The organism is Massilia sp. SYSU DXS3249 (assembly GCF_053668055.1).
On sequence record NZ_JBSIPX010000006.1, the window covers coordinates 90,343 to 112,063 of the forward strand.

The following is a 21,721-nucleotide window of genomic DNA, read 5'->3' on the forward strand; positions in this document are numbered from 1 at the left end:
CGTGCGCATCCTGCTGGTATCGGAAGATTTGCCGGGCGAGCAGCTCGGCGGCCTCGCCAGGCACGTCGTCACGCTCGGCAATGCCTTGCTAGCCGCCGGCCACGAAGTCGCCATCCTCGGGCGCAGCGACCGCGGTGGATGCGATGCGGCCGCTTGCGCCGCCCGGATCGGCTTCGCCGGCCGCTTCATCCCCGGTTTCGACTATGCACGCCCGGGCTGGAAGGAGGCGCAGCTGGGCGCCTTCAACCCGCTCAAGCGGCCCTATTTCGCCCGCAAGGTCGCGCGCGCCATCCGGCGCCATGCCGGCGAGGCCGATGTCGTCCATTACCACGGCCACCTGCCGATGGTCGGCCTGTATCTCGACCCGGGCATGAATTTCGTCCAGACCCGCCATGACCAGGGCAGCGAGTGCGTGATCCACCTGCGCTTTCGCGATGGGGCCGTGTGCGAGCGGCGCGATGCGCGCGCCTGCGCCGGCTGCGCCCACCCCAGCCCGGGGCCGCTGCGCACGTTCCTGTCGGCGCGGGCGGTATCAAGCTACCGCACGGATACCGCGCGCGCCTTTGCCCGCCACAAGACGATCTTCGTGTCGGATTTCCTGCGCCGCCAGTTCCTGCGCACCCTGCCGGACGCGGACCTCTCGCGCTCGCGCGTGATCCACAACTTCATCGACTACGGCAAGCTCGCGGCCCAGGCGGCGCAGGCAGGTCCGCCGCGCGCGGGGCAGGTGCTCGTCGCCGGCCGCATCGACACCGGCAAGGGCTTCGGCGAATTCCTCGCCGCCGCCGAGCGGCGCCTGCCGCCCGGGGCCCGGGTGCTGGTGGTGGGCGACGGTCCGGCCCGGGCCGCGCTCGAGGCGCGCTTCGCCGGCGAACAGGTGCGGTTTCTCGGCTGGCGGGCCAACCCCGAGGTGGCCGCGCTGACCGCCACCAGCCATGCCTGCGTCGTGCCTTCGGTGTGGGAAGAGCCCTGCGGCACCACGATCCTGGAAGCGCTGGCGCTCGGCCGCCCCTGCGTCGCCCTGGCGCGCGGCGGCAACCCGGAGCTCGCCGCCTATGCCGCCTGGCCCGGCCAGCTGCGCCTGGCGCCCGGCATGGACGGCCTGGTCGAGCACCTGCTTGCCGAACTGGCGGCGCCGCCACGGCCTGCGGCGCCGCCGCAACAGCCGGGAATGGACGTGCGCCAGGCCCTGCCACAAATACTGGACTTCTATGCCTGCCAGCCCTGAGTTTTCGATCGTCACCTGCACCTGGAACAGTGCCGCGACCCTCGGCGACACGCTCGCCTCGCTGCGGGCCCAGACCTGCCAGGACTTCGAGCACATCTTCGTCGATGGCGGTTCGAGCGACGCCACGCTGGCCATGCTGGCAGCCTGTCCCGGCGACAAGCGCGTGCTGCACGGCGTCCAGGGCGGCATCAGCCGGGCCATGAACGCCGGCATCGAGGCTGCGCGCGGCGCCGTCGTCGCCCACCTGCACGCCGACGATTACTATGCCGCGCCCGACGTGCTGGAGCAGGTCGCCCGCCGTTTCGCCGAGAGCGGCGCGGCCTGGGTGGTCGGCAACATCCAGGTCTTGCGCGACGGGCGCCTGGCGCCGCCGTATCCGATGCGCCCGTTCAGCTACCGCGCCTATGCGGCCGGCCACGCGACCATCCCGCATCCGGCCGTCTTCGTGCGTCGCGAGTGGTTCGCGCGCGTCGGCGCCTTCGATACCTCGCTGCGCTACGCGATGGACATCGACCTGTGGCTGCGCCTGGCCGCCGCGACGCCGCCGGCGCTGCTCGAGCGTACGCTGACGGTCTTTCGCGAACATCCCGGCAGCGTGTCCTCGGCCAACAAGATCAAGGCGCGCCAGGAGGAATTCGCGGTGCGGCGGCGCCATGCGCGGCAGGCGCCGCTGGCCTTCGCCGTGTATTGCCTGCGCTACCTGAAACGCATGCGGGCGCTGCGCGCCGCGGACCCGGCTCGGAGCGCCTGACGAAACCTTCATGGCTGGCTTGCAGCGTCCCGCCGTACAGACAGTCTGTCGTCGACGCTGCGCCTTGCGCGCGCCCGCAGCCGCCGAAAGCCGCGCCAGGCGCTCCCGGGCAGGACAGGTCGCGCGCGGACATGTTTGTGGCCCGGCGGCACAAGCAGTTTGCGAACAAAACACAGCAGTTATATGTCTGAAAATGATGATCCGACAAGCTTGACAATCGGACGTTGGATTTCTGCGATGCAATACAAAAAAAGGATGATTAACGGAAAAAAGTTGCCGCTGTTCAATTTCTTAGTGCGGTAACATCATTTCGTTCAAGCGGCGTGAACAGTAACGTCAGCAGTCAATACGCCGCTTCGCGCAGCATCGCAGGCCTGCCTTTCTGGCCGGCCTGCCTGGAAAGTCATCCATCGTTCGGAGCCTCATTCATGAAATTCAACCGACAGGGCCTGGTCCAGGCCCTCGCCCTGGCATCGCTATGCGTTTTGTCGCTGAACGCGCGTGCCGACTGGGCACAAGCGACCGACCCGCTGATCGTCCAGCCGGGCCCGGCAGGCGGTGCCGTCCAGGCGCAGAACCCGCCCGGCATTACCTGGGCGCGCCACCCGACGGGACCGGCCTCCTATGACATCGAAATCACCCCCGCGGGCGGCGCCCCAACGCTGGCCGTCGTCGAGCGCAACTGGTACCTGCCGACCAAGGCCCTCGCGCTGGGCAATTACAGCTGGCGCGTGCGCCCGACCGGCAGCAGCGACTGGTCGACCCCGCGCACCTTCTCCGTGACGACGCGCTCGACCGTGTTCGAAGTGCCCGACAACGTCACGCTGCGCTCGCGCATCAGCGCCAAGCCGCGCCCGCGCGCGCTGCCGCCTTCGTTCAACCTGTATTCGGGCTGGAGCGCCGAGAAGAAGGCGCAGCTCGATCCCTACGTCAGCCGCATGACGAACGAGATCAAGCTGCAGATCAATGCGCTGCCGGCCCTCTCCGACAGCCGCTGGCCGATCATCATCACGACCCCGCTGACGGCTGCCATGGCCGCCCAGCAGACCGACATCCGCCAGCGCATCAACGAGGCCAGCCGCCAGCTGGAAGCGGCCAGCGTGATGTGGCGCATGAAGCGCGACCCGATGTTCCTGACCGAGGCGCTGCGCAAGGGCGACCAGCTCGCCGCCCTCAATACCAGCGGCCCGACCAGCTACGTCAACCAGGACCAGGCCACGCGCCAGATCTCGGTATCGCTGATCAAGGCGGTCGACACACTCGCCGGCGACCTCGACAGCGCGCGCAAGGCGAAGTGGCTCGAGACCGTGCGCATGCGCACCGAAGAGATCTACCGCAACCTGGCCGGCGACAACGGCCGCCTCGACCAGTACCCGTTCGACTCTCACGGCAACACCAGCCTCGTATTCCTGGTGCTGATTTCCTCGCTGTCGCTGGGCGACATCCCGGAAGCGCAGAAGTGGTTCGATTTCTCGTTCCGCGCCTACGCCAACGCGCCGTCGCCATGGGCCGGCCCGGAAGGCGGCTTTGCCAACGGCACCGCCTACGCCGAGTACGCGGCCGGCTACCTGGTGCAGCTGTGGGACCCGCTCGTGCAAACCACCGGCGTGAACTTCTACGCCAAGCCCTGGGCGCTCGGTTTCCTCGACTTCGCCACCCAGTTCACGCCGCCGGGCTCGAAGGTGCATGCCTTCGGCGACGGTTCCGAGACCAAGCCCGACACCCGCGTGTTCCATGCCTTCGGTTCGCGCATGGTGTCGCCGCGCGCCGCCTGGTACGTGAAAAACCTGGGCGGCACCGAAGACACGCTCTCGCTGCTGCAGGCGCCGTACCCGATGCCGGTGGCCGATACCAAGGTCCTGTCGCCGCCCTCGAGCACCGCCTACTACCCGAGCACCGGCTGGGTGTCGATGCACAGCGATATCGGCCTGACCTCGCGCAGCTCGCTCTACTTCAAGTCCAGCCCCTACGGCTCGTTCAACCACAGCCATGGCGACCAGAACGGCCTGCTGCTGTCGGTGGCCGGCCAGCCGCTGCTCGTCAAGGCCGGCTGGTACGACTGGTACGGCTCGCCTTACTGGACCGACTGGTACCACCAGACCCGCTCGCAGAATGCGGTCACCTTCGACGGCGGCAAGGGCCAACTGGTGACCGGCTACCGCGAGCAGCTGCAGCGCAACGGCAAGATCATCGGCTACGCCGCCCAGCCCAGCTATGACTTTGCCGAAGGCGACGCCACCGCCGCCTATGGCGGGCAGCTGACGATGGCGCGGCGCCAGGTCTGGCACCTGCGCAATGCCGGCAATGCGATCCTGGTGCGCGACCGCCTGTCGGCAGCCGTGCCGCACACCTACGAGTGGAACCTGCACGCCCCGGTGGCGATCGCGGTGGAAAGCCCGAGCGCGGTCAAGATCGCGATCAACGGCCAGTCGGTCTGCATCCGCTCGCTCAACAGCAACGCCACTTTCGCCAAGTGGATCGGCCCGGGCGCGAAGACCAACGTGGTCGAGGACCACGGCGCCTTCTACCTGCCGAACGACGGCAAGTCGACCGCCGAGTTCCTGGTCCTGCTCGACGTCGGCTGCAAGCTGCCGGCGGTGCAGGTCTCGACCTCGGGCACGGTGCGCACCGTCACCGTCGCGGGGCAGAGCGTCACGCTGAACTGACCCAGGGCGGGGCCGGTCCCGCACAGGCCTGGCGCCATTCCCACGTCCCCGCGGCCGCGTGCCCCGGGGGCGTTTTTTATGGCCGGGTGCGCGGCAGCAGGGCGGGCCGGCCGGCTGCTGGAGAGCGAGTCCCGGCCTCCCTCTCTTGATCGTCCTCAATCGGGCGGGGCGCGCGCTTGCGCCCGGGGAGGGCTTCCGGCAGGGCGCCTGCGCTAGTATCGACAGCGCTACCTCGACAGGGCTTCCATGCACACCAGGCCGCTTTCAATTGCCTTCATCGTCCGCGATCCGCTGCCGCCGCTGCGCGCCGACGTGCTGACGCTGTTCGGCCGCGAGCTGCCGCGCCATGGCATCCATGCCGAGCTGGTCGGGCAGCGAGCGGACGCTCCGGAAGCCCAAGATTCCCCGAATGCGGCCTGGCAGGCGGGCGGCATGCACCTCGTCGGCAGCCTGCGCAGCCGGTTCGCCAGCCTGCTCTCGCCGCTCTGGGACGCCCTCGGCCTGCTGCGCGCGCTGCGCCGCGCCCGTCCCGACTGCATCCAGGTGCGCGACAAGATCGCCAGCGCAATGTTCGCCTGGCTGGCCGCGCGCCTGCTGCGCGTGCCCTTCGTCTACTGGATGTCGTTCCCGATCGTCGAGGGTTACGAGGCGCGGCGCGACGCTCTGGCAGGGCGGGGCAGGGGAGCACTTTGGCTGGCACACGCGGTGCGCGCCCGGGCCGCGCGCTGCGCCGCCTACCGGCTAGTGCTGCCGGGCGCCGACCACGTCTTCGTGCAGAGCGCGGCCATGCGCGACTGGCTGGCGGGGCAGGGCATCGCGCCCGCGCGCATGACCGCCGTGCCGATGGGCGTGGACGCCGCCCTGTTTGACCGCGGCGGCATCAATCCGAGCACCGACCCGCGTCTCGACGGCCGACGCGTCGTGCTGTATCTCGGGCGCGTGGCCCAGTCGCGCCGCTCCGACTTCCTGCTCGACGTCGCCGAGCGCCTGCGCGCGCAGCTGCCCACGAGCCTGCTCGTGATCGCCGGCGACGCGCCCTCCAGCGACGAAATGGCCTGGATGCGCGCCGCGATCGCCGCGCGCGGCCTGCAGGAGCACGTCCTGCTGACCGGCTGGCTGCCGCAGCGGCTGGCGCTGGGCTATGCGGTGCGCGCCGAAGTCGGGCTGTCGCCGATCCCGCGCGGCGTGCTGTTCGACGTGTCCTCGCCGACCAAGCTGGTCGAATACCTGGCGCTCGGCATCCCTGGCGTGGCCAACGACATTCCCGACCAGGCCCTCGTCATCGCGGAAAGCGGGGCCGGCCTGTGCGTGCCGATGCAGGCCGACGCCTTTGCCGCCGCCGCCCTGCGCCTCATCGGCGACCCGGCCCTGGCCGCTGCCTGCGCCGCACGCGGCCCGGCCTGGGTGCGCGCGCACCGCAGCTACGAGATCCTGGCGCGCGACGTGGCCCTGGCCTACAGCCGCATCCTGCCGCCTGCGTCCAGCGCCACCCTGGCGTCCGTCGCGCCCCCTTCACCTCCTTCGCCTCCTTCGCCGCCATGCTGACCTGGAGCCTGAAGTTCACCCTGCGTTCGATCGTGCGCACGGCGCTGCGCGGCCTCCCGGCGCGCCTGCTGGTCACCCCGCGCCTGCTCGCCGTCGAACGCTCGCCGCAACGCCTGGCCGCACTGATCGAGCGCCGCGCGCGCCGCCTCGGCATCGCCTTCGACCTCGAGGGCACGCGCCTGCGCCGCCTCGATCCCTCGGCCCGGCTGCTCACGAAAAGCGAACTGCGCCGGCGCTCGGAACGCTTCGTGCGGCCACGCACGCCGGCAACCTTGCTGCGCAACACGATCCGTACCAGCGGCACCTCCGGCAGCCCCCTGAGCCTGGTGCAAAGCCTGGGCGCCGTGATCCGCGAGGAGGCCTTCCTGCAGCGCCAGCTGCACTGGACCGGCTGGCGTCCCGGCCAGAAGCGCGCCTGGATCCGCGGCGACATCGTCTGCCCGGCCGAGCCCCCGGACGGGCGCTACTGGTGCCACGACTGGTTCGGGCGGGTGCTCATGATGTCCTCCTATCACTTGTCGAACGCCACCATCGGCGCCTACATCGCGGCGCTCGAGCGCCACGATCCGGTGCTGATCCACGCCTATCCCTCCTCGATCGCGCTGCTGGCGGCCTGGCTGGAGCGGGGCGGGCGGCGCTACAGCGGCTCCTCCCTGCGCGGCGTGCTCACCTCCTCGGAAACCCTGGAGCCGCAGGTGCGCGCCGCGGTCGAACGCAGCTTCGGGGTGCGCGTCTTCGACTGGTACGGCCAGGCCGAGCGGGTCGCGGCCATCGGCACCTGCGAGCGCGGCAACTACCATGTGCTGACCGATTACGGCGGCGTCGAGCTGCTCGAAGGCGAGGACGGCCTGTGCGAGCTGGTCGGCACAACGCTGAACAACCCGGCCATGCCCCTGCAGCGCTACCGCACCGGCGACCGGGTGCTGCCCGGGGCGGGCCGGCCCTGCGCCTGCGGGCGCGTGTTCCCGACCGTGGAAGCGGTCGTCGGGCGCCAGGAGCGCAGCCTCACCCTGCCGGACGGGCGCATCGTCACGCGTCTGGACCGCGTGTTCCAGGGGCTCGACGCCCACCTGCTCGAAGGCCAGGTGTTGTATCGCAGCGACGGCAGTTTCAGCCTGCGGGTCGTCACCACGCCGGGATTCGGCGCCGCCGACGAAGCGGCCCTGCTGGCGGCCTTCCGCTTGCGCGTGCCGAATGTGGCGGTGCGCGTCGAACCGGTGGCAGCCATTGCCCGTGGGCTAAACGGGAAATTCGAATTCATTGCCATCGACACCTGAACCGTGCGCGGATCGGGTAACACTTGATGTATGATCGAAATATTGTGCCTTTATCAAGAATCGTGAAACCTTCGCCCGCCATCGATCTCGCAGTCCCCCCGAACGCCGGAGTGCGTGCATGACAGCGCGCGCGCCGCGCATCCTGATGCTTGGCACTGCGCCCGACGGGCGCGGCGGGGTGGCGGCACTGGTATCGGTCCTGCAGGCAGGCGGCCTGTTCGAACGCGCCGCCGTGCGCTACGTCAGCACCCACCGCGAAGGCGGCCTGCTGGCGAAACTCGGCGCCGCCGCCAGCGGCTTCTGGCACGCCGCCCGCGCCTGCCTGTTCGAGCGGCCCGCGATCGTCCATGCCCATGCCTCCTCGGGCGCCAGCTTCGTGCGCAAGTCGCTTCTGCTGCTGCTGGCCCGCGCGAGCGGCTGCCAGACCATTTTTCATTTGCACGGCGGCGGCTTTCGCCAGTTTGCCGCCGTCCGCTCCGGCGCCCTGATGCGGCGCTGGATCCGCCACACCCTCGAGCGCAGTTCACTCGTCATTGCCCTGTCCGACGGCTGGGCGAACTTCGTACGCAGCTATGCTCCGCGCGCGCGCGTGACCGTGGTCCCGAATGCGGTGCCGCTCCCGAAGCAGGCAGCCAACCGATTCGAGCCAGGGCGCATCCTCTTCCTCGGCCGCGTCGAAGCGGCCAAGGGCGTGGCCGAACTGCTCGATGCCCTTGCGCTGCTGGCGCCGCGCTTTCCGCAGCTGCGCCTCGTGCTGGCCGGCAGCGGCGACCTGGCGCCCTGGCGCGAACAGGCCGCGGCGCGCGGCCTCGGCGCGTGCGTCGAGCTGCCCGGCTGGCTGGACGCGGCAGGACGCGACGCGGAGCTGGCGCGCGCCGCCGTATTCTGCCTGCCCTCGCATGCCGAAGGGCTGCCGATGTCGCTGCTGGAGGCGATGGGCGCCGGGCGCGCGGTCGTCGCCAGCAGCGTCGGCGCCATTCCGGACGCCGTGCGCGACGGCGACAACGGCCTGCTGGTGCCGCCGCGCGACACGCCGGCGCTGGCCGCGGCCCTGGCGCGGGTGCTGGACGACCCGGCCCTGGGCGCACGGCTGGGGAGCAGGGCGCGCATGACGGTGGAACAGCGGTATTCGACAGACGCGGTATGCGGCCGGTTGGCGGCAATCTATAACGAGATGGCGGGGACGAGATGAACGCAACAGTACGCATGGTGTGGTGGGTCAACCGCCTGCGCTGCATGTCGGTGGCCGAGATCGGCTACCGGGTGCGCCAGGCAGCGCGGACAAGGATGGCCCGCAGCGTCGTCCGCGGCGCCGCCGGGCGGACCGCGCCCGAACCGCTGCCGCGCGCACGCCACTTCCGCATCCAGGGCGCGCCGCAGCTGGCCCCGAGCCAGGTCGAGGCGCTGCTGGCCGAGGCCGACCGCATCTGCGCCGGCCACGTGGTCCTGTTCGCGGACCGCAGCTTCGACGTCGGCGTGCCCACCGTCTGGAACCGCGATCCCGACAGCGGCATCACCGGCCCTTCCATCTTTTCGGGCGACATCGCGATCGACAAGCGGGAGCTGGTCGGCGACATCAAGCATGTCTGGGAACTGAACCGCCACCTGCACCTCGTGCGCCTGGCCCAGGCCTGGAGCGTGAGCGGCGACGTGCGCTGGCTGCACGCACTCGAACAGCAGCTGCGCAGCTGGCTCGACCAGTGCCCGCCGCTGGTCGGCCCCAACTGGACCAGCCCGATGGAACTCGGCATCCGCCTGATCAACTGGGCGCTGCTGTGGCAACTGGTGGGCGGCGAGGCGAGCAGCCTGTTCGCCGGCGAATCCGGCCAGCGCCTGCGCGCCGACTGGCTCGACAGCATCCACGCCCACTGCCGCACGATCGCGAACAACCTGTCGCGCCATTCGTCGGCCAACAACCACCTGATCGGCGAGCTCAGCGGCCTGTTCGTGGCCGCTTCGGTCTGGCCCTGCTGGAAAGCCTCGAGCGGCTGGATGGAGCAGGCGCGACGCGAGCTCGAGCAGCAGGCGCGCCTGCAGTATTCGCTCGACGGCGTGAACCGCGAGCAAGCCTTCGGCTACCACGTGTTCTCGGCCGAATTCCTGTTCGTGGCCGGCCTGGTCGGGCAGACCGTCGACGTCCCGTTCTCGCGCACCTACTGGAGCGTGCTGCAGCGCGCGCTGCGCTTCCTGCGCTCGGTGCGCGACGTCGGCGGCCATGTGCCGAACGTGGGCGACAGCGACGACGGCAGCGTGTTCCGGCTCGATGCCGCCGGCAGCGACCGCGCGGCCCAGCTGCTGGCGCTGGGCGACACGGTGTTCGCCGCCCACACCGGTGTCCATGCCGGCGCGCCCATCGGTGCGCATTCGGCCCTGCACCCCGGCGTGCGCTGGCTGCTGCACGCGCTGCCCGGGCGCCGGCCCGACGCCGACACCCACGAACCGGATACCGGCTGGGCCTTCCCGGACGGCGGCTATCTGCTGTTCGGCTCGCACTTCGGCGAGCAGAACGAGATCAAGGGCATGCTCGACTGCGGCCCGCTCGGCTACCTCGGGATCGCCGCCCACGGCCATGCCGACGCGCTGGCGCTGACGCTCTCGGTGGCCGGCGAAGAGGTGCTGGTCGACCCCGGAACCTACTCCTACTGGCAGGACCAGAAGTGGCGCGATTATTTCCGCGGCACCTCGGCCCACAACACGGTGCGGGTGGACGGGCGCGACCAGTCGGTCTCGGGCGGGCGCTTCATGTGGCTGCGCAAGGCGCGCGCTACCATCGAGCGCATGCCGGCCTCGCCTCACGAATTCGATTTCCGCGGTTCGCACGACGGCTACACGCGCCTGTCGGACCCGGTGCGCCACCTGCGCAGCGTGCGCTTCGATGCGGCCACCTCGACTTTGGTGGTGCGCGACGAGGTAGCCGCCAAGAAGGCGCACCCGATCGAACTGTTCTGGCATTTCGCGCCTGAACTGAACGTGCGCCTGACCAGTTCGGGCCTGCACGTGCGGGGCAAGCGCTTCGCGCTGCAGATGCACGCCACCGGCGCCGACCTCAAGCTGGAACTGGTGCGCGGCGCCGAAAATCCGCCGCTGGGCTGGTACTCGCGCTGCTACGAATCGAAGCAGCCGAGCGACGTGTTGCGGCTCTCCACCGTATCGTCCGCCGTTCCGGTCGAGTGCAGGTTTACAATAACGTTTTTTTAACTATTAACATTTTTTCATAATTACTATAGTTGCAGGGAAGTCCAAACACATGCTTATTTATCTGGTCGCGGGCGCAAGGCCCAATTTCATGAAGATTGCGCCGATCGTCCGTGCGCTGCAGGCCCAGCAGGCACTGTCCTTCAAGATCATCCACACCGGTCAGCACTACGACCGCGAAATGAACGACGTCTTCTTCGAAGAACTCGGCATTCCCCAGCCTGACGTGTTCATGGCCGCCGGCGGCGGCAGCCACGCCCAGCAAACCGCGAAGATCATGGTCGGCTTCGAAGAGCTGTGCATGGCCGAGCGTCCGGCCGCCGTCCTCGTAGTCGGCGACGTCAACTCCACGCTGGCCTGCTCGATCGTCGCCAAGAAGCTCGACATCCCGGTCGCCCACGTCGAAGCCGGCCTGCGCAGCGGCGACATGTCGATGCCGGAGGAAATCAACCGCCTCGTCACCGACAGCATCTCGGACTGGTTCTTCGCCACCGAGCCGGCCGCCGTCGAGCACCTGCGCCGCGAAGGCAAGGCGGATTCGGCCGTGCACTACGTCGGCCACGTGATGGTCGACAACGTCCTGTTCCAGGCCGACAAGCTCACCCGCGCCGATACCTCGGGCTTCGAAACCGCCGCCTTCAAGGCCGCGGCCCAGCAGAAGGGCGGCCAGGGCGGAGGCAAATACGGCGTCGTCACCATGCACCGTCCGAGCAATGTCGACGATCCGGTCATGTTCGCCCGCATCGCCGGCGCCCTCAAGGAGATCGCCAACGAATTGCCGCTGATCTTCCCGGTGCACCCGCGCACCCGCGCCAACATCGAGAAGTTCGGCATCGACCTCGGCCCGAACGTGACCCTGGCCGGCCCGCAGGCCTACATGGCCTTCCTCAACCTGTGGAAGGACGCTGCCGTGGTGCTGACCGACAGCGGCGGCCTGCAGGAAGAAACCACGGCGCTGGGCGTGCCTTGCGTCACCATCCGCGAAAACACCGAGCGCCCGGTGACGGTGGAAGAGGGCTCGAACGTGCTGGCCGGCACCGATCCGGCGAAGATCATCGAAGAAGCACGCAAGGTCCTGCGCGGCGAAGGCAAGCAGGGCCGCCGCCCGCAGCTGTGGGACGGCAAGGCTGCCGAGCGCATCGTGGACGTCTTGACGCGGGAACTGACCCGGGGACACTGATGCCCGACTCCATCATGCTGATGGGCTGCCGGATCGATAATTTGTCGATGGAGGAAACGCTTGTTCGAATAGGCGAGTTCATCCGTTCCGGCCAGCCCCACCAGCATGTGGTGGTGAACGTGGACAAGCTGGTCAAGGCCAGCCGCGATCCCGGCCTGCGCCGCATCATCAACGAGTGCGCGCTGGTGAACGTCGACGGCATGCCGGTCGTGTGGGCCGCGCGCCTGCTGGGCCGGCCGCTGAAGGAAAGGGTGGCGGGCGTCGACCTGTTCGAGGCGCTGATGCGCCGCGCGAGCGAGGTCGGCTGGCGCGTGTTCCTGCTGGGCGCGCGCGAAGAAGTCGTGTCGCTGGTCGCCGATACCTATCGCCGGCGCTATCCGGGCCTGGTCGTGGCCGGCTGGCGCGACGGCTATTGGCAAGGGGAGAGCGAAGAGGCGGCGGTGGCCGAGCAGGTGCGGGCCAGCGGCGCCGATGTGCTGTTCGTGGCCATCAGTTCGCCGAAGAAGGAACAGTTCCTCGGCCGCTGGCAGGCGCAGATGCGCATCCCGTTCGCGATGGGGGTGGGCGGCACCTTCGACGTGGCGATCGGCCGCGTCAAGCGTGCCCCGCCCTGGATGCAGCGGGCCGGCCTGGAATGGTTTTACCGTTTCCTGCAAGAGCCGCGCCGCATGTTCCGGCGTTATTTCATCGATGACATGGCCTTCGTCTGGCTGTTCATGAAGGAAGCGCTGCGCGGCCGCAAGGAAGCGTCCGACAAGTAATGAAGCCGCCCGCGACGGAGCCAGCGTGTTCCGGCAGGGCAGAGAAAACATAGGGAAAACGCGGTCGCAGAACCGTCACCGAAAGACAAGAGGGGGATGGCGCCGTGCGCCGTTCTGGAGCGCCGATACAGGTGCGCAACAACAGCTTAATAGAGAGTAACGACAATGAAGATTCTGGTTACGGGCGGCGTGGGCTATATTGGCTCCCACACCGTCGTCGAGTTGCAGCATGCCGGGTACGACGTGGTCGTGGTCGACAATCTCTCCAACGCCCAGCGCTCGGTGCAGGAGCGCGTTCAACAAATCACCGGCAAGACCTTCGAACTGGTCGAAGCCGACATCCGCGACCGCGCGGCCATGGAAGCGGCCTTTGCCGCCCACAAGCCGGAAGCGGTCATCCACTTCGCGGGCCTGAAGGCGGTCGGCGAATCGGTGGCGCAGCCGCTGCGCTACTACGACAACAACGTCTCCGGCAGCGTGGTGCTGTTCGAGACCATGGCCAAGTTCGGCTGCAAGACCCTCGTGTTCAGCTCCTCGGCCACCGTCTACGGCGACCCGGCTTCGGTGCCGATCCTGGAAGACTTCCCGCTGTCGGCCACCAATCCCTACGGCCGCAGCAAGCTGATGATCGAAGACATCCTGCGCGACCTGATCAAGGCCGAGCCGGACTGGCGCATCGCGCTGCTGCGCTACTTCAACCCGGTGGGTGCCCACGAGAGCGGCCTGATCGGCGAATCGCCGTCCGGCATCCCGAACAACCTGGTGCCCTACATCGCCCAGGTCGCCACCGGCCAGCGCGACAAGCTGTCGGTCTTCGGCGGCGACTACCCGACCCCGGACGGCACCGGCATGCGCGACTACATCCACGTGGTGGACCTGTCGATCGGCCACGTCAAGACCCTGGACAAGCTGGCCCAGGGGCCTGGCCTTGTCACCTACAACCTCGGCACCGGTCGCGGCAACAGCGTGCTGGAAATGGTGCGCGCCTTCGAAGCGGCTTGCGGCCGTCCGATCCCCTACCAGATCGTCGACCGCCGTCCGGGCGACATCGCCAAGTGCTATGCCGATCCGGCGAAAGCACGCGACGAGCTCGGCTGGGTCGCCACGCGCGACGTCGCCCAGATGTGCGCCGACACCTGGCGCTACCAGACGTCGAACCACTGAGCGCCACCAGCGCACAAACGCATACAAAGCACAGACAAAGCCACTACAAAACATATTCGTAGAAGGACGCACAATGAAAGCAATGATTCTCGCGGCAGGCAAGGGCACGCGCGTTCGCCCGCTCACGTACGACCTCCCGAAACCGATGATTCCCCTGCTGGGCAAGCCGGTCATGGCTTACCTGGTCGAGCACCTGAAGAAGCACGGCGTGACCGAAATCATGGTCAACGTCAGCTGGCTGCACGAAAAAATCGAGGAATACTTCGGCGAGGGCGAGCAGTTCGGCGTCCAGATCGGCTACTCCTTCGAGGGCTACACGACCGACGACGGCACCATCGTGCCGGAGCCGATCGGCTCGGCCGGCGGCATGAAGAAGATCCAGGAATTCGGCGGCTTTTTCGATGACACCACGATCGTGCTGTGCGGCGACGCCCTGATCGACCTCGACCTGAAGGCGGCGCTGCTCGAGCACCGCCGCAAGGGCGCGATGGCTACCGTCATCACGAAGGAAGTGCCGTGGGACAAAGTATCCTCGTACGGCGTCGTCGTCACCGACAAGGAAGGGCGCATCACCGAGTTCCAGGAAAAGCCGAGCCAGGAAGAAGCGAAGTCGAACTTCATCAGCACCGGCATCTACATCTTCGAGCCGGAAGTGGTCGACCTGATCCCGTCGGGCGTGCCCTTCGACATCGGCTCCGAACTGTTCCCGCTGCTGGCCGAGCGCGGCCTGCCGTTCTATGCCCAGGGCCGCCCGTTCAACTGGCTCGACATCGGCACCATGTCGGACTACTGGGAAGTGCTGCAGACCGTCCTCACGGGCGAGGTCAACCACATGGACGTGCCGGGCACCCAGATCGAGCCGGGCCTGTGGGTCGGCCTGAACACCAGCATCGACTGGAACGGCACGAAGATCGAGGGTCCGGTTTACATCGGCTCGGGCGTACGCATCGAAGCGGGCGTGCACATCGTCGGACCGACCTGGATCGGCCACGGCAGCCATATTTGCGAAGGCGCCGAAATTGTGCGCAGCGTGTTATTTGAATATACTCGTGTGTTGCACGACGTAACATTGAATGAAATGATCGTCTTCAAAGACTACAGTGTCGATCGTTCCGGAGAGATGAAACACGCTTCCGACTACAGTTCCGAGGAATGGCTGAACGCGCGCGACCGCCGCCGCAGCAGCCGCAAGGAAATCGCAAGCCAGAAGAGTAACAACCAATAGAAAGCAAGCGCATGAAAATTTATCCAGTGATCCTCTCCGGCGGCGCCGGCACCCGTCTGTGGCCGCTGTCGCGGGCCGTGCTGCCCAAGCAGCTTCTGCCGATCGTGGGCGAGAAGACCATGCTGCAGGACACCGCCCTGCGCGTGGCCGGCCTGCCTGGCCTGATGGCGCCGCTCGTCGTGTGCGGCAACGACCACCGCTTCATGGTGGCCGAGCAGCTGCGCGCGGCCGGGATCACGCCCCTGGGGATCCTGCTCGAGCCTGTCGGCCGCAATACCGCTCCGGCGGTGGCCGCGGCCGCGCATTACCTGAAGTCCATCGATCCGGAAGCGGTCATGCTGGTGCTGCCGGCCGACCACGTCATCACCGACACGCAAGCCTTCCGCGACGCCGTCACCCGCGCCGCCACCCAGGTCGCGGGCGGCAGCCTGGCCACCTTCGGCATCGTGCCCCAGAGCCCGGAAACGGGTTACGGCTATATCCGCCGCGGCTCCGCCTTGCCCGGCTGCGACGACTGCTTCAAGGTCGAACGCTTCGTCGAGAAGCCGGACCTGGCCACTGCCGAAGCCTTCGTCGCCGACGGCGGCTACTACTGGAACAGCGGCATGTTCATGTTCGCCGCCGAGCGCTACCTGGCCGAACTGGCCAAGTTCGCGCCGGAGATCGCCGCCGCGGCCGAGAAGGCCGTCGGCACCGGTTACCGCGACCTCGACTTCTGCCGCCTCGACGAAACGGCCTTCTCGGCCTGCCCGTCGGACTCGATCGACTATGCGGTGATGGAGCACACGGGCGACGCCGTCGTGGTGCCGGCCGACATCGGCTGGAGCGACGTCGGCTCGTGGTCGGCCCTGTGGGAAGTGCAGCAGCACGACGAGAACGGCAACGCCCAGCGTGGCGACGTCTACCTCGACGGCGTCAAGAACTCGCTGGTGCGCGCCGAAAGCCGCATCGTCGCGGTGGTCGGTGTCGAGGACATCGTCGTGGTCGAAACCCAGGATGCCGTGCTGGTGGCCCACAAGAGCGCGGTCCAGCGCGTCAAGCAGGTGGTCGAGCACCTGAAGTCGAAGGAGCGTACCGAGCACCTGCACCACACGCGCGTCTACCGCCCATGGGGCCACTACGAGGGCATCGACGCCGGCGACCGCTTCCAGGTCAAGCGCATCACTGTCAAGCCGGGCGAGAAGCTCTCGCTTCAGATGCACCACCACCGTGCCGAGCACTGGGTGGTCGTGTCGGGCACCGCGCGCGTCACCTGCGGCGACAAGATCAGCCTGCTGTCGGAAAACGAATCGACCTACATCCCGATCGGCATGAACCACCGCCTCGAGAACCCGGGCAAACTGCCGCTGCACATCATCGAAGTGCAGTCGGGCAGCTACCTCGGCGAGGACGACATCGTGCGCTTCGAGGACATCTACAAGCGTTCCTGATTTCAAGGCCGGGCGCCTGCAAGGGCGCTCTCCTGGACGTATGAGAACGGGCGGCGACGCCCGTTTTTTTTCGTCCGTCGCCGCCGCAGAATCGGCCTGCCGACAAGGCAAGATCGCCAAGTCAACAGTGTGTGGCCCCCTGCGCACGCGGCATACAATGGGCCGTCGGTGAACCCCGTCCCGGAGGTGAACATGAAGACGCTCCTTGCCGCCGGCGCGCTTGCGCTGGCCCTTGCCGCACCGCAGGTCCTGACGCCCGCCAGCGCCCAGACCGGCGCGCCGCCGCTCGACCCCGCGCTGGAGGGGCAGCTCGAACGCTGGCTCGGCGCCGGCGACCAGATTTTCTCGAATCTCTACACACGCCAGCCCGGCGACGATTCGGTCGACTTCCACGCCGCCGCCGACGAGCGCGGCCCGACCTTCACGCTGCTGCGCGTGTCCGACCGCGCTGGCAACGCCTGGCTGATCGGCGGCTACAATCCGCAGAGCTGGTCGTCCGACGATGGCTGGCATATCACGGAGCGCGATTTCCGGCGCACCGCCTTCATCTTCAACTACACGGAACAGGCGGTCTATCGCCAGGTGCCGAGCAGCTTCGAGCTGCCCAGCCAGGGCGCCTACCAGACCTTCAATGCGCTCGACCAGGGGCCGACCTTCGGCGCCGGGCCCGACCTGCTGGTCAACGACCGGCTCGACACCGCGCTGTCCTGGCGCCTCAGTTACGGCGACCCGAGCGGGGAAGGGCAGAGCATCATCGACGCCTCGGTCGGCGGGCAATTCTTCGACATCGACGCGCTCGAACTGTATGCGATCTCGCCGATCCCCGAGCCGGGCGCGGCGGCGATGCTGGCCGGAGGGCTGGGCCTGGTGGCGCTGGCGCGGCGACGGCGGCTGCGCGCGCGTGCAGTGCCCAAGCCTGTAGCCGAAGTAGCGGCGGGACCGGCCTGACGCGCCCGCCATGGCGCGGCGGCTGCGTTTCCACTTCCCGGCATGGGTGCGCGCCTGCGCGCTCGCGCTGGTCCTTGCATCCATGCTCGCGCCGCGCGCGGCGCCGGCTGACGCCGCCCTTGCCGGCGCGCCCGACGGGCCGCCCGACGGACCACTTCAGGCGCGCCACCTGGCCCTGGTCATCAACGAGGACGACCCGGACAGCGTCGCGGTCGGCCAGTACTACCAACGGCGACGCGGCATCCCGGCCGCCAACGTCGTGCGGGTGCGCATCCCGGGCCGGCCGCGTGCGCTCGACCCGGCCCGGTTCCGCCTGCTGAAAGCGGAAATCGACAGCCGCCTGAAGCCCGAGGTGCAGGCGGTGCTGATGGCCTGGACCGCGCCCTACCAGGTCGGCTGCAACGCCATCACGGCCGCCTACACGCTCGGCTACGACGGCGCGCTGTGCCTCGACACCTGCCGCCCCAGCGAGCCGAGCAGCTACTTCAACTCGACCAGCCGCCGTCCCTGGACCGAGCACGGCATGCGCCTGGCGATGCTGCTGCCGGTCGAGACGGTGGGCGCGGCGCGCGCGCTGGTCGACCGCGGCGTCGCCAGCGGTTTTCACATCCCGAAGGCGCATGCGTGGTACCTGGAAACCCTGGATGGGGCGCGCAACGTCCGCGTCCCGTTTTTTCCGCGGGCAGGGCAGCGGGCCGATGGGCGGGTAACGGTGCACCGGCTGCGCGCCGATGCCTTGCGCGATACCGGCGACGTGCTCGTCTACCAGCTCGGCAAGGCGCAGGTCGAGGCGCTCGACACCGTGCGCTTCGTGCCGGGCGCGCTGGCCGACCACCTCACCTCGCACGGCGGCGACCTGCTCGGCACCGCCCAGATGAGCAGCCTGCGCTGGCTCGCCGCCGGCGCCACGGCCAGCTACGGCACCGTCAGCGAACCCTGCAACCACTGGCAGAAATTCCCGAACCCGGCGGTGCTGCTGCGGCATTACCTGGACGGGGATAGCGCGATCGAAGCCTATTGGAAAAGCGTGGCCTGGCCGGCCCAGGGCCTGTTCATCGGGGAGCCGCTGGCCGCACCGTTCCGCCGCAATCCGCGCACGCCTGTGCGTTAAGTTTCCGTACAGAATTAATGTGTTGTCGCCGTACCTCATCCGGCGATGATCGGTACTGTGCTTCGTCATTCTCCTGTCAAATTTTGTTCCTAGAATTGTTTCTGGTAATAAAATGCCTATCAGCACCGACAACACATGTTTCGCCCCCATTCTTCTTTAGGAAGCCCATGAAAATGCATGTTGCAACGAATACTCCGGCCGGTAGGCTGACCATCCTGGCCGCACTTTTGGCAGGCCTGTCGGCAAACGCCTTTGCCGCGTCCGACGTCGTCATCAGCCAGGTCTATGCCGGTGGCGGCGGTACTGGCGCAACGACTACCTGGAAACGCGACTTCGTTGAACTATTCAACCGCGGCGCCACCCCGGTGAATCTGAAGGGCATGAGCCTTCAGTATCAGTCGGCAACGGGTACGACCTGGGCAGCCGGTGCATTGCCTGAGAAAGAGTTGCAGCCGGGGCAGTACTTCCTGGTGGCGGCAGGTCAGGCGGGGACGGCCGGAGCCGACCTGCAGAACACCGACCACTCCTGGAGTTCCTCGCTGGCTGCCGGAGTCGGCAAGGTAGCGCTGGCCAACATCGCGACGGCGATGAAAACCCCAGCCGGCGAGGCCATTGTCGACGTGGTGGGCTACGGTGCGACGGCCAACGTTGTCGAGACGGCGCCGGCGCCTGCGCCGACGTCGGTCGCACATGCATTGCAGCGGGCAGCTCTGGGTTGCACGGATAGCGACGACAATTCGAAAGACTTCAGCAACGTGTCGGCGGCCAGCCCGCGCCACATGGGCTCGCCACTTAACGCCTGCGCCCCTTCGGGCCCGGTCGTTCAGCAAATCATCACCGAGTGCCCGGCCAGCCTGCAGGCCGAGCAGGGCGACGGCGCCAGCGCAGCGCTGGCCGCGCGCGACGGCGACAGCATCGTCAACAGCGCCGTCATCGAGTCGGGCGCGGTTCCCGGCATCAGCCTGGCCAACTTCGTGCCGGCCACGGCGACCGGCGCCAGCGCCAGCGCGAACCTGCTGGTCGACGCCAGCGTCGCCGCCGGCAGCTACCCGATCAAGATCAGCTTCGGCAACAACGACAGCCAGAACGCCAGCTGCACCGTGAGCGTGCGCGTCGCCGGCCAGCTCGCCATCCCGCTGATCCAGGGCTCCGGTCCCAAGACCGCCTACCACAACACCGTGCAGACCACCCAGGGCGTGGTCACCGCGACCGTCGGCAGTGGCTACTTCCTCCAGGACATCAAGGGCGACGGCGACCCGGCGACCTCGGACGCGATCTTCGTGTTCGGTTCGAGCACCGGCCTGGCCGTGGGCGACCTGGTGAAGGTGACCGGCACCGTGGTCGAGTACACGCCTTCGGGCGCGAACCGTTCGTACACCGAATTCAAGGACGTGACCAAGGTCGCGAAGCTGGGCAGCGGCTACAGCATCGAGCCGACCAATGTCGAGATGCCGAATGCCGACCTGGCGCGCTTCGAGGCGATGCTGGTGCGCTTCAGCACCCCGCTGACGGTCAACGGCAACGGCTACCTGGGCGAGCGCGGCGAACTGACCTTGTCCGCCGGCCGTCGCGAAATCCCGACCAACCGCTACGCCCCGGGCACGCAGGAAGCGCGCGACCTGGCAGCCGCCAACGCCGCCAACATCGTCGTGCTCGACGACGGCATCTTCACCACGCCTTCGACGATTCCTTACCTGTTCGCGGACGGCACCGTGCGCGCCGGCGACACCGTCACCGACCTGACCGGCGTGCTGGACTTCGGCGCGATGGGCGGCGGCGGCGCGGCCTTCAAGCTGCAGCCGACCGTGACCCCGACCTTCTCGCGCACCAACGAGCGCATCCCGGCTCCGCAGGTCGCGCCCGGCAACGTCCGGGTGGCCAGCGCCAACGTGCTGAACTTCTTCACCACCTTCACCAACGGCGCCGACGCCTGGGGCCGCACCGGCCAGGGCTGCGCCATCGGCGGCGGCACCCCGCGCGCATCGAACTGCCGCGGCGCCGACAACCTGGCCGAATTCGAGCGCCAGCGCGACAAGATCGTCGCCTCGCTCTCGAGCGTGAACGCCGATGTCGTGGGCCTGATGGAGATCCAGAACAACGACGACATCGCCGTCTCCTACCTGGTCGAACAGCTCAATGCGAAGATGGGCGCCGGCACCTATGCCGTCGTGCCCAAGCCTGCCGCGACCGGCACCGACGCGATCCGCGTGGCGATGATCTACAAGCCGAACGTGGTGAAACTGGTGGGCGCCGCGCTGTCGGACGGCGACAGCGTCAACAACCGCGCCCCGATCGCCCAGACCTTCAAGGCGGCCAACGGCGGCAAGTTCTCGCTGGTCGTGAACCACCTGAAGTCGAAGGGCGGCTGCGGCGGCTCGACTGGCGGCGACCGCGACAGCGGCGACGGCCAGGGCTGCTGGAACGCCAGCCGCGTGGAACAGGCCGCACGCCTGCGCGACTACTTCCTGCCGCAAGTCGTGGGCGCCGCCGGCGACACCGACGTGCTAGTGGTGGGCGACATGAACGCCTACGGCATGGAAGACCCGATCCGCCTGCTCAATGCGGCCGGCTACGTCAACGAGATCGAACGCTTCGTGCGTCCGCACGGCATTCCGTATTCGTACGTGTTCGACGGCGAGAGCGGCTACCTCGACCACGCGCTGGCAAGCGCCAGCCTGTCGCCGCAAGTGGCCGGCGTGACCGAATGGCATGCGAACGCCGACGAGCCGGAAGCGATCGACTACAACCTCGAAAACGGTTCGCAGGCCGATCCGTTCGCGAACGATGCCTTCCGCGCGTCGGACCATGATCCGGTGGTGGTCAGCCTGAACCTGCCGGCGACCTTCGCCGACGTGACCGCATCGACCAAGATCGTGCGTACCGGCCTGGTGCCCCAGCATGACAGGGGCCAGTTCAGCGGCAAGTTCGCCGGTACCGTGCGCATCACCAACCGCGGCAACGTAGCCCTGAACGGTCCGCTGCACCTGGTGATGGAAGGCTTGACGACCGGCGTGACGCTCGACTACATGAGCGGCGAGCAGGGCGGTTCGCCTTACGTCACGCTGCCGAGCGTCTCGCTGGCACCGGGCGCGACGGCCATCGTCGAGGTCAGCTTCACCAGCCCATCGAAAGGCGTGATCGAGTACGCGCCGAAGCTGTACACCGGTACCTTCTAAGCAGAAGACAGACGGGATAGGGAAATGGAAAAGGCACATCCGGCTTCGGCCGGATGTGCCTTTT

The 21,721-nt window shown here is 68.1% G+C and carries 15 protein-coding genes; all 15 read left to right on the top strand.

The window, feature by feature from the left end:
- Nucleotide 1: 1 nt before the first annotated feature.
- Nucleotides 2-1,228, top strand: a complete 1,227-nt coding sequence (locus tag ACWCIA_RS09335; RefSeq protein WP_454162624.1) for a glycosyltransferase family 4 protein — start codon at nt 2-4, stop codon at nt 1,226-1,228.
- Nucleotides 1,212-1,979, top strand: coding sequence for a glycosyltransferase family 2 protein (locus ACWCIA_RS09340; RefSeq protein WP_454162626.1), 768 nt, complete (start codon nt 1,212-1,214; stop codon nt 1,977-1,979). The genes ACWCIA_RS09335 and ACWCIA_RS09340 overlap by 17 nt, the downstream gene beginning before the upstream one ends.
- 428 nt (nt 1,980-2,407) lie before the next feature.
- On the top strand, nt 2,408-4,645 hold the full coding sequence (locus tag ACWCIA_RS09345) for a heparinase II/III domain-containing protein (protein WP_454162628.1): 2,238 nt from the start codon (nt 2,408-2,410) through the stop codon (nt 4,643-4,645).
- A 246-nt stretch (nt 4,646-4,891) separates the two neighbouring features.
- Nucleotides 4,892-6,190 (top strand): glycosyltransferase, encoded by a 1,299-nt coding sequence (locus ACWCIA_RS09350; RefSeq protein WP_454162629.1) that lies wholly within the window; start codon nt 4,892-4,894, stop codon nt 6,188-6,190.
- Nucleotides 6,184-7,467: a phenylacetate--CoA ligase family protein gene (locus ACWCIA_RS09355; protein ID WP_454162630.1), complete on the top strand. Its 1,284-nt coding sequence runs from the start codon at nt 6,184-6,186 to the stop codon at nt 7,465-7,467. The genes ACWCIA_RS09350 and ACWCIA_RS09355 overlap by 7 nt, the downstream gene beginning before the upstream one ends.
- A gap of 118 nt (nt 7,468-7,585) precedes the next feature.
- Nucleotides 7,586-8,659: a glycosyltransferase family 4 protein gene (locus ACWCIA_RS09360; protein WP_454162632.1), complete on the top strand. Its 1,074-nt coding sequence runs from the start codon at nt 7,586-7,588 to the stop codon at nt 8,657-8,659.
- Nucleotides 8,656-10,665: an alginate lyase family protein gene (locus ACWCIA_RS09365; RefSeq protein ID WP_454162634.1), complete on the top strand. Its 2,010-nt coding sequence runs from the start codon at nt 8,656-8,658 to the stop codon at nt 10,663-10,665. The genes ACWCIA_RS09360 and ACWCIA_RS09365 overlap by 4 nt, the downstream gene beginning before the upstream one ends.
- Before the next feature lie 49 nt (nt 10,666-10,714).
- Nucleotides 10,715-11,842: a non-hydrolyzing UDP-N-acetylglucosamine 2-epimerase gene (gene wecB, locus ACWCIA_RS09370; protein WP_454162636.1), complete on the top strand. Its 1,128-nt coding sequence runs from the start codon at nt 10,715-10,717 to the stop codon at nt 11,840-11,842.
- Complete coding sequence (locus tag ACWCIA_RS09375; protein ID WP_454162638.1) at nt 11,842-12,603, top strand: WecB/TagA/CpsF family glycosyltransferase; 762 nt, start codon at nt 11,842-11,844, stop codon at nt 12,601-12,603. Before wecB ends, ACWCIA_RS09375 begins: the two co-directional genes overlap by 1 nt.
- Nucleotides 12,604-12,768: 165 nt before the next feature.
- Nucleotides 12,769-13,767 carry a UDP-glucose 4-epimerase GalE gene (gene galE / locus ACWCIA_RS09380; protein WP_454162640.1) on the top strand — a complete coding sequence of 333 codons (999 nt, stop codon included), beginning with the start codon at nt 12,769-12,771 and terminating at the stop codon, nt 13,765-13,767.
- Nucleotides 13,768-13,840: 73 nt separating this feature from the next.
- A complete protein-coding gene (locus ACWCIA_RS09385; RefSeq protein ID WP_454162642.1) occupies nt 13,841-14,992 on the top strand; it encodes a sugar phosphate nucleotidyltransferase in 1,152 nt (383 codons plus the stop codon).
- An 11-nt stretch (nt 14,993-15,003) separates the two neighbouring features.
- Nucleotides 15,004-16,422, top strand: coding sequence for a mannose-1-phosphate guanylyltransferase/mannose-6-phosphate isomerase (locus ACWCIA_RS09390; RefSeq protein ID WP_454162644.1), 1,419 nt, complete (start codon nt 15,004-15,006; stop codon nt 16,420-16,422).
- A 192-nt stretch (nt 16,423-16,614) separates the two neighbouring features.
- Nucleotides 16,615-17,370, top strand: a complete 756-nt coding sequence (locus tag ACWCIA_RS09395; RefSeq protein WP_454162646.1) for a PEP_CTERM-anchored TLD domain-containing protein — start codon at nt 16,615-16,617, stop codon at nt 17,368-17,370.
- Nucleotides 17,371-17,380: 10 nt separating this feature from the next.
- A complete protein-coding gene (locus ACWCIA_RS09400; protein WP_454162648.1) occupies nt 17,381-18,481 on the top strand; it encodes a TIGR03790 family protein in 1,101 nt (366 codons plus the stop codon).
- Between the two features lie 167 nt (nt 18,482-18,648).
- Complete coding sequence (locus ACWCIA_RS09405) at nt 18,649-21,657, top strand: ExeM/NucH family extracellular endonuclease (RefSeq protein ID WP_454162650.1); 3,009 nt, start codon at nt 18,649-18,651, stop codon at nt 21,655-21,657.
- Nucleotides 21,658-21,721: the final 64 nt, after the last annotated feature.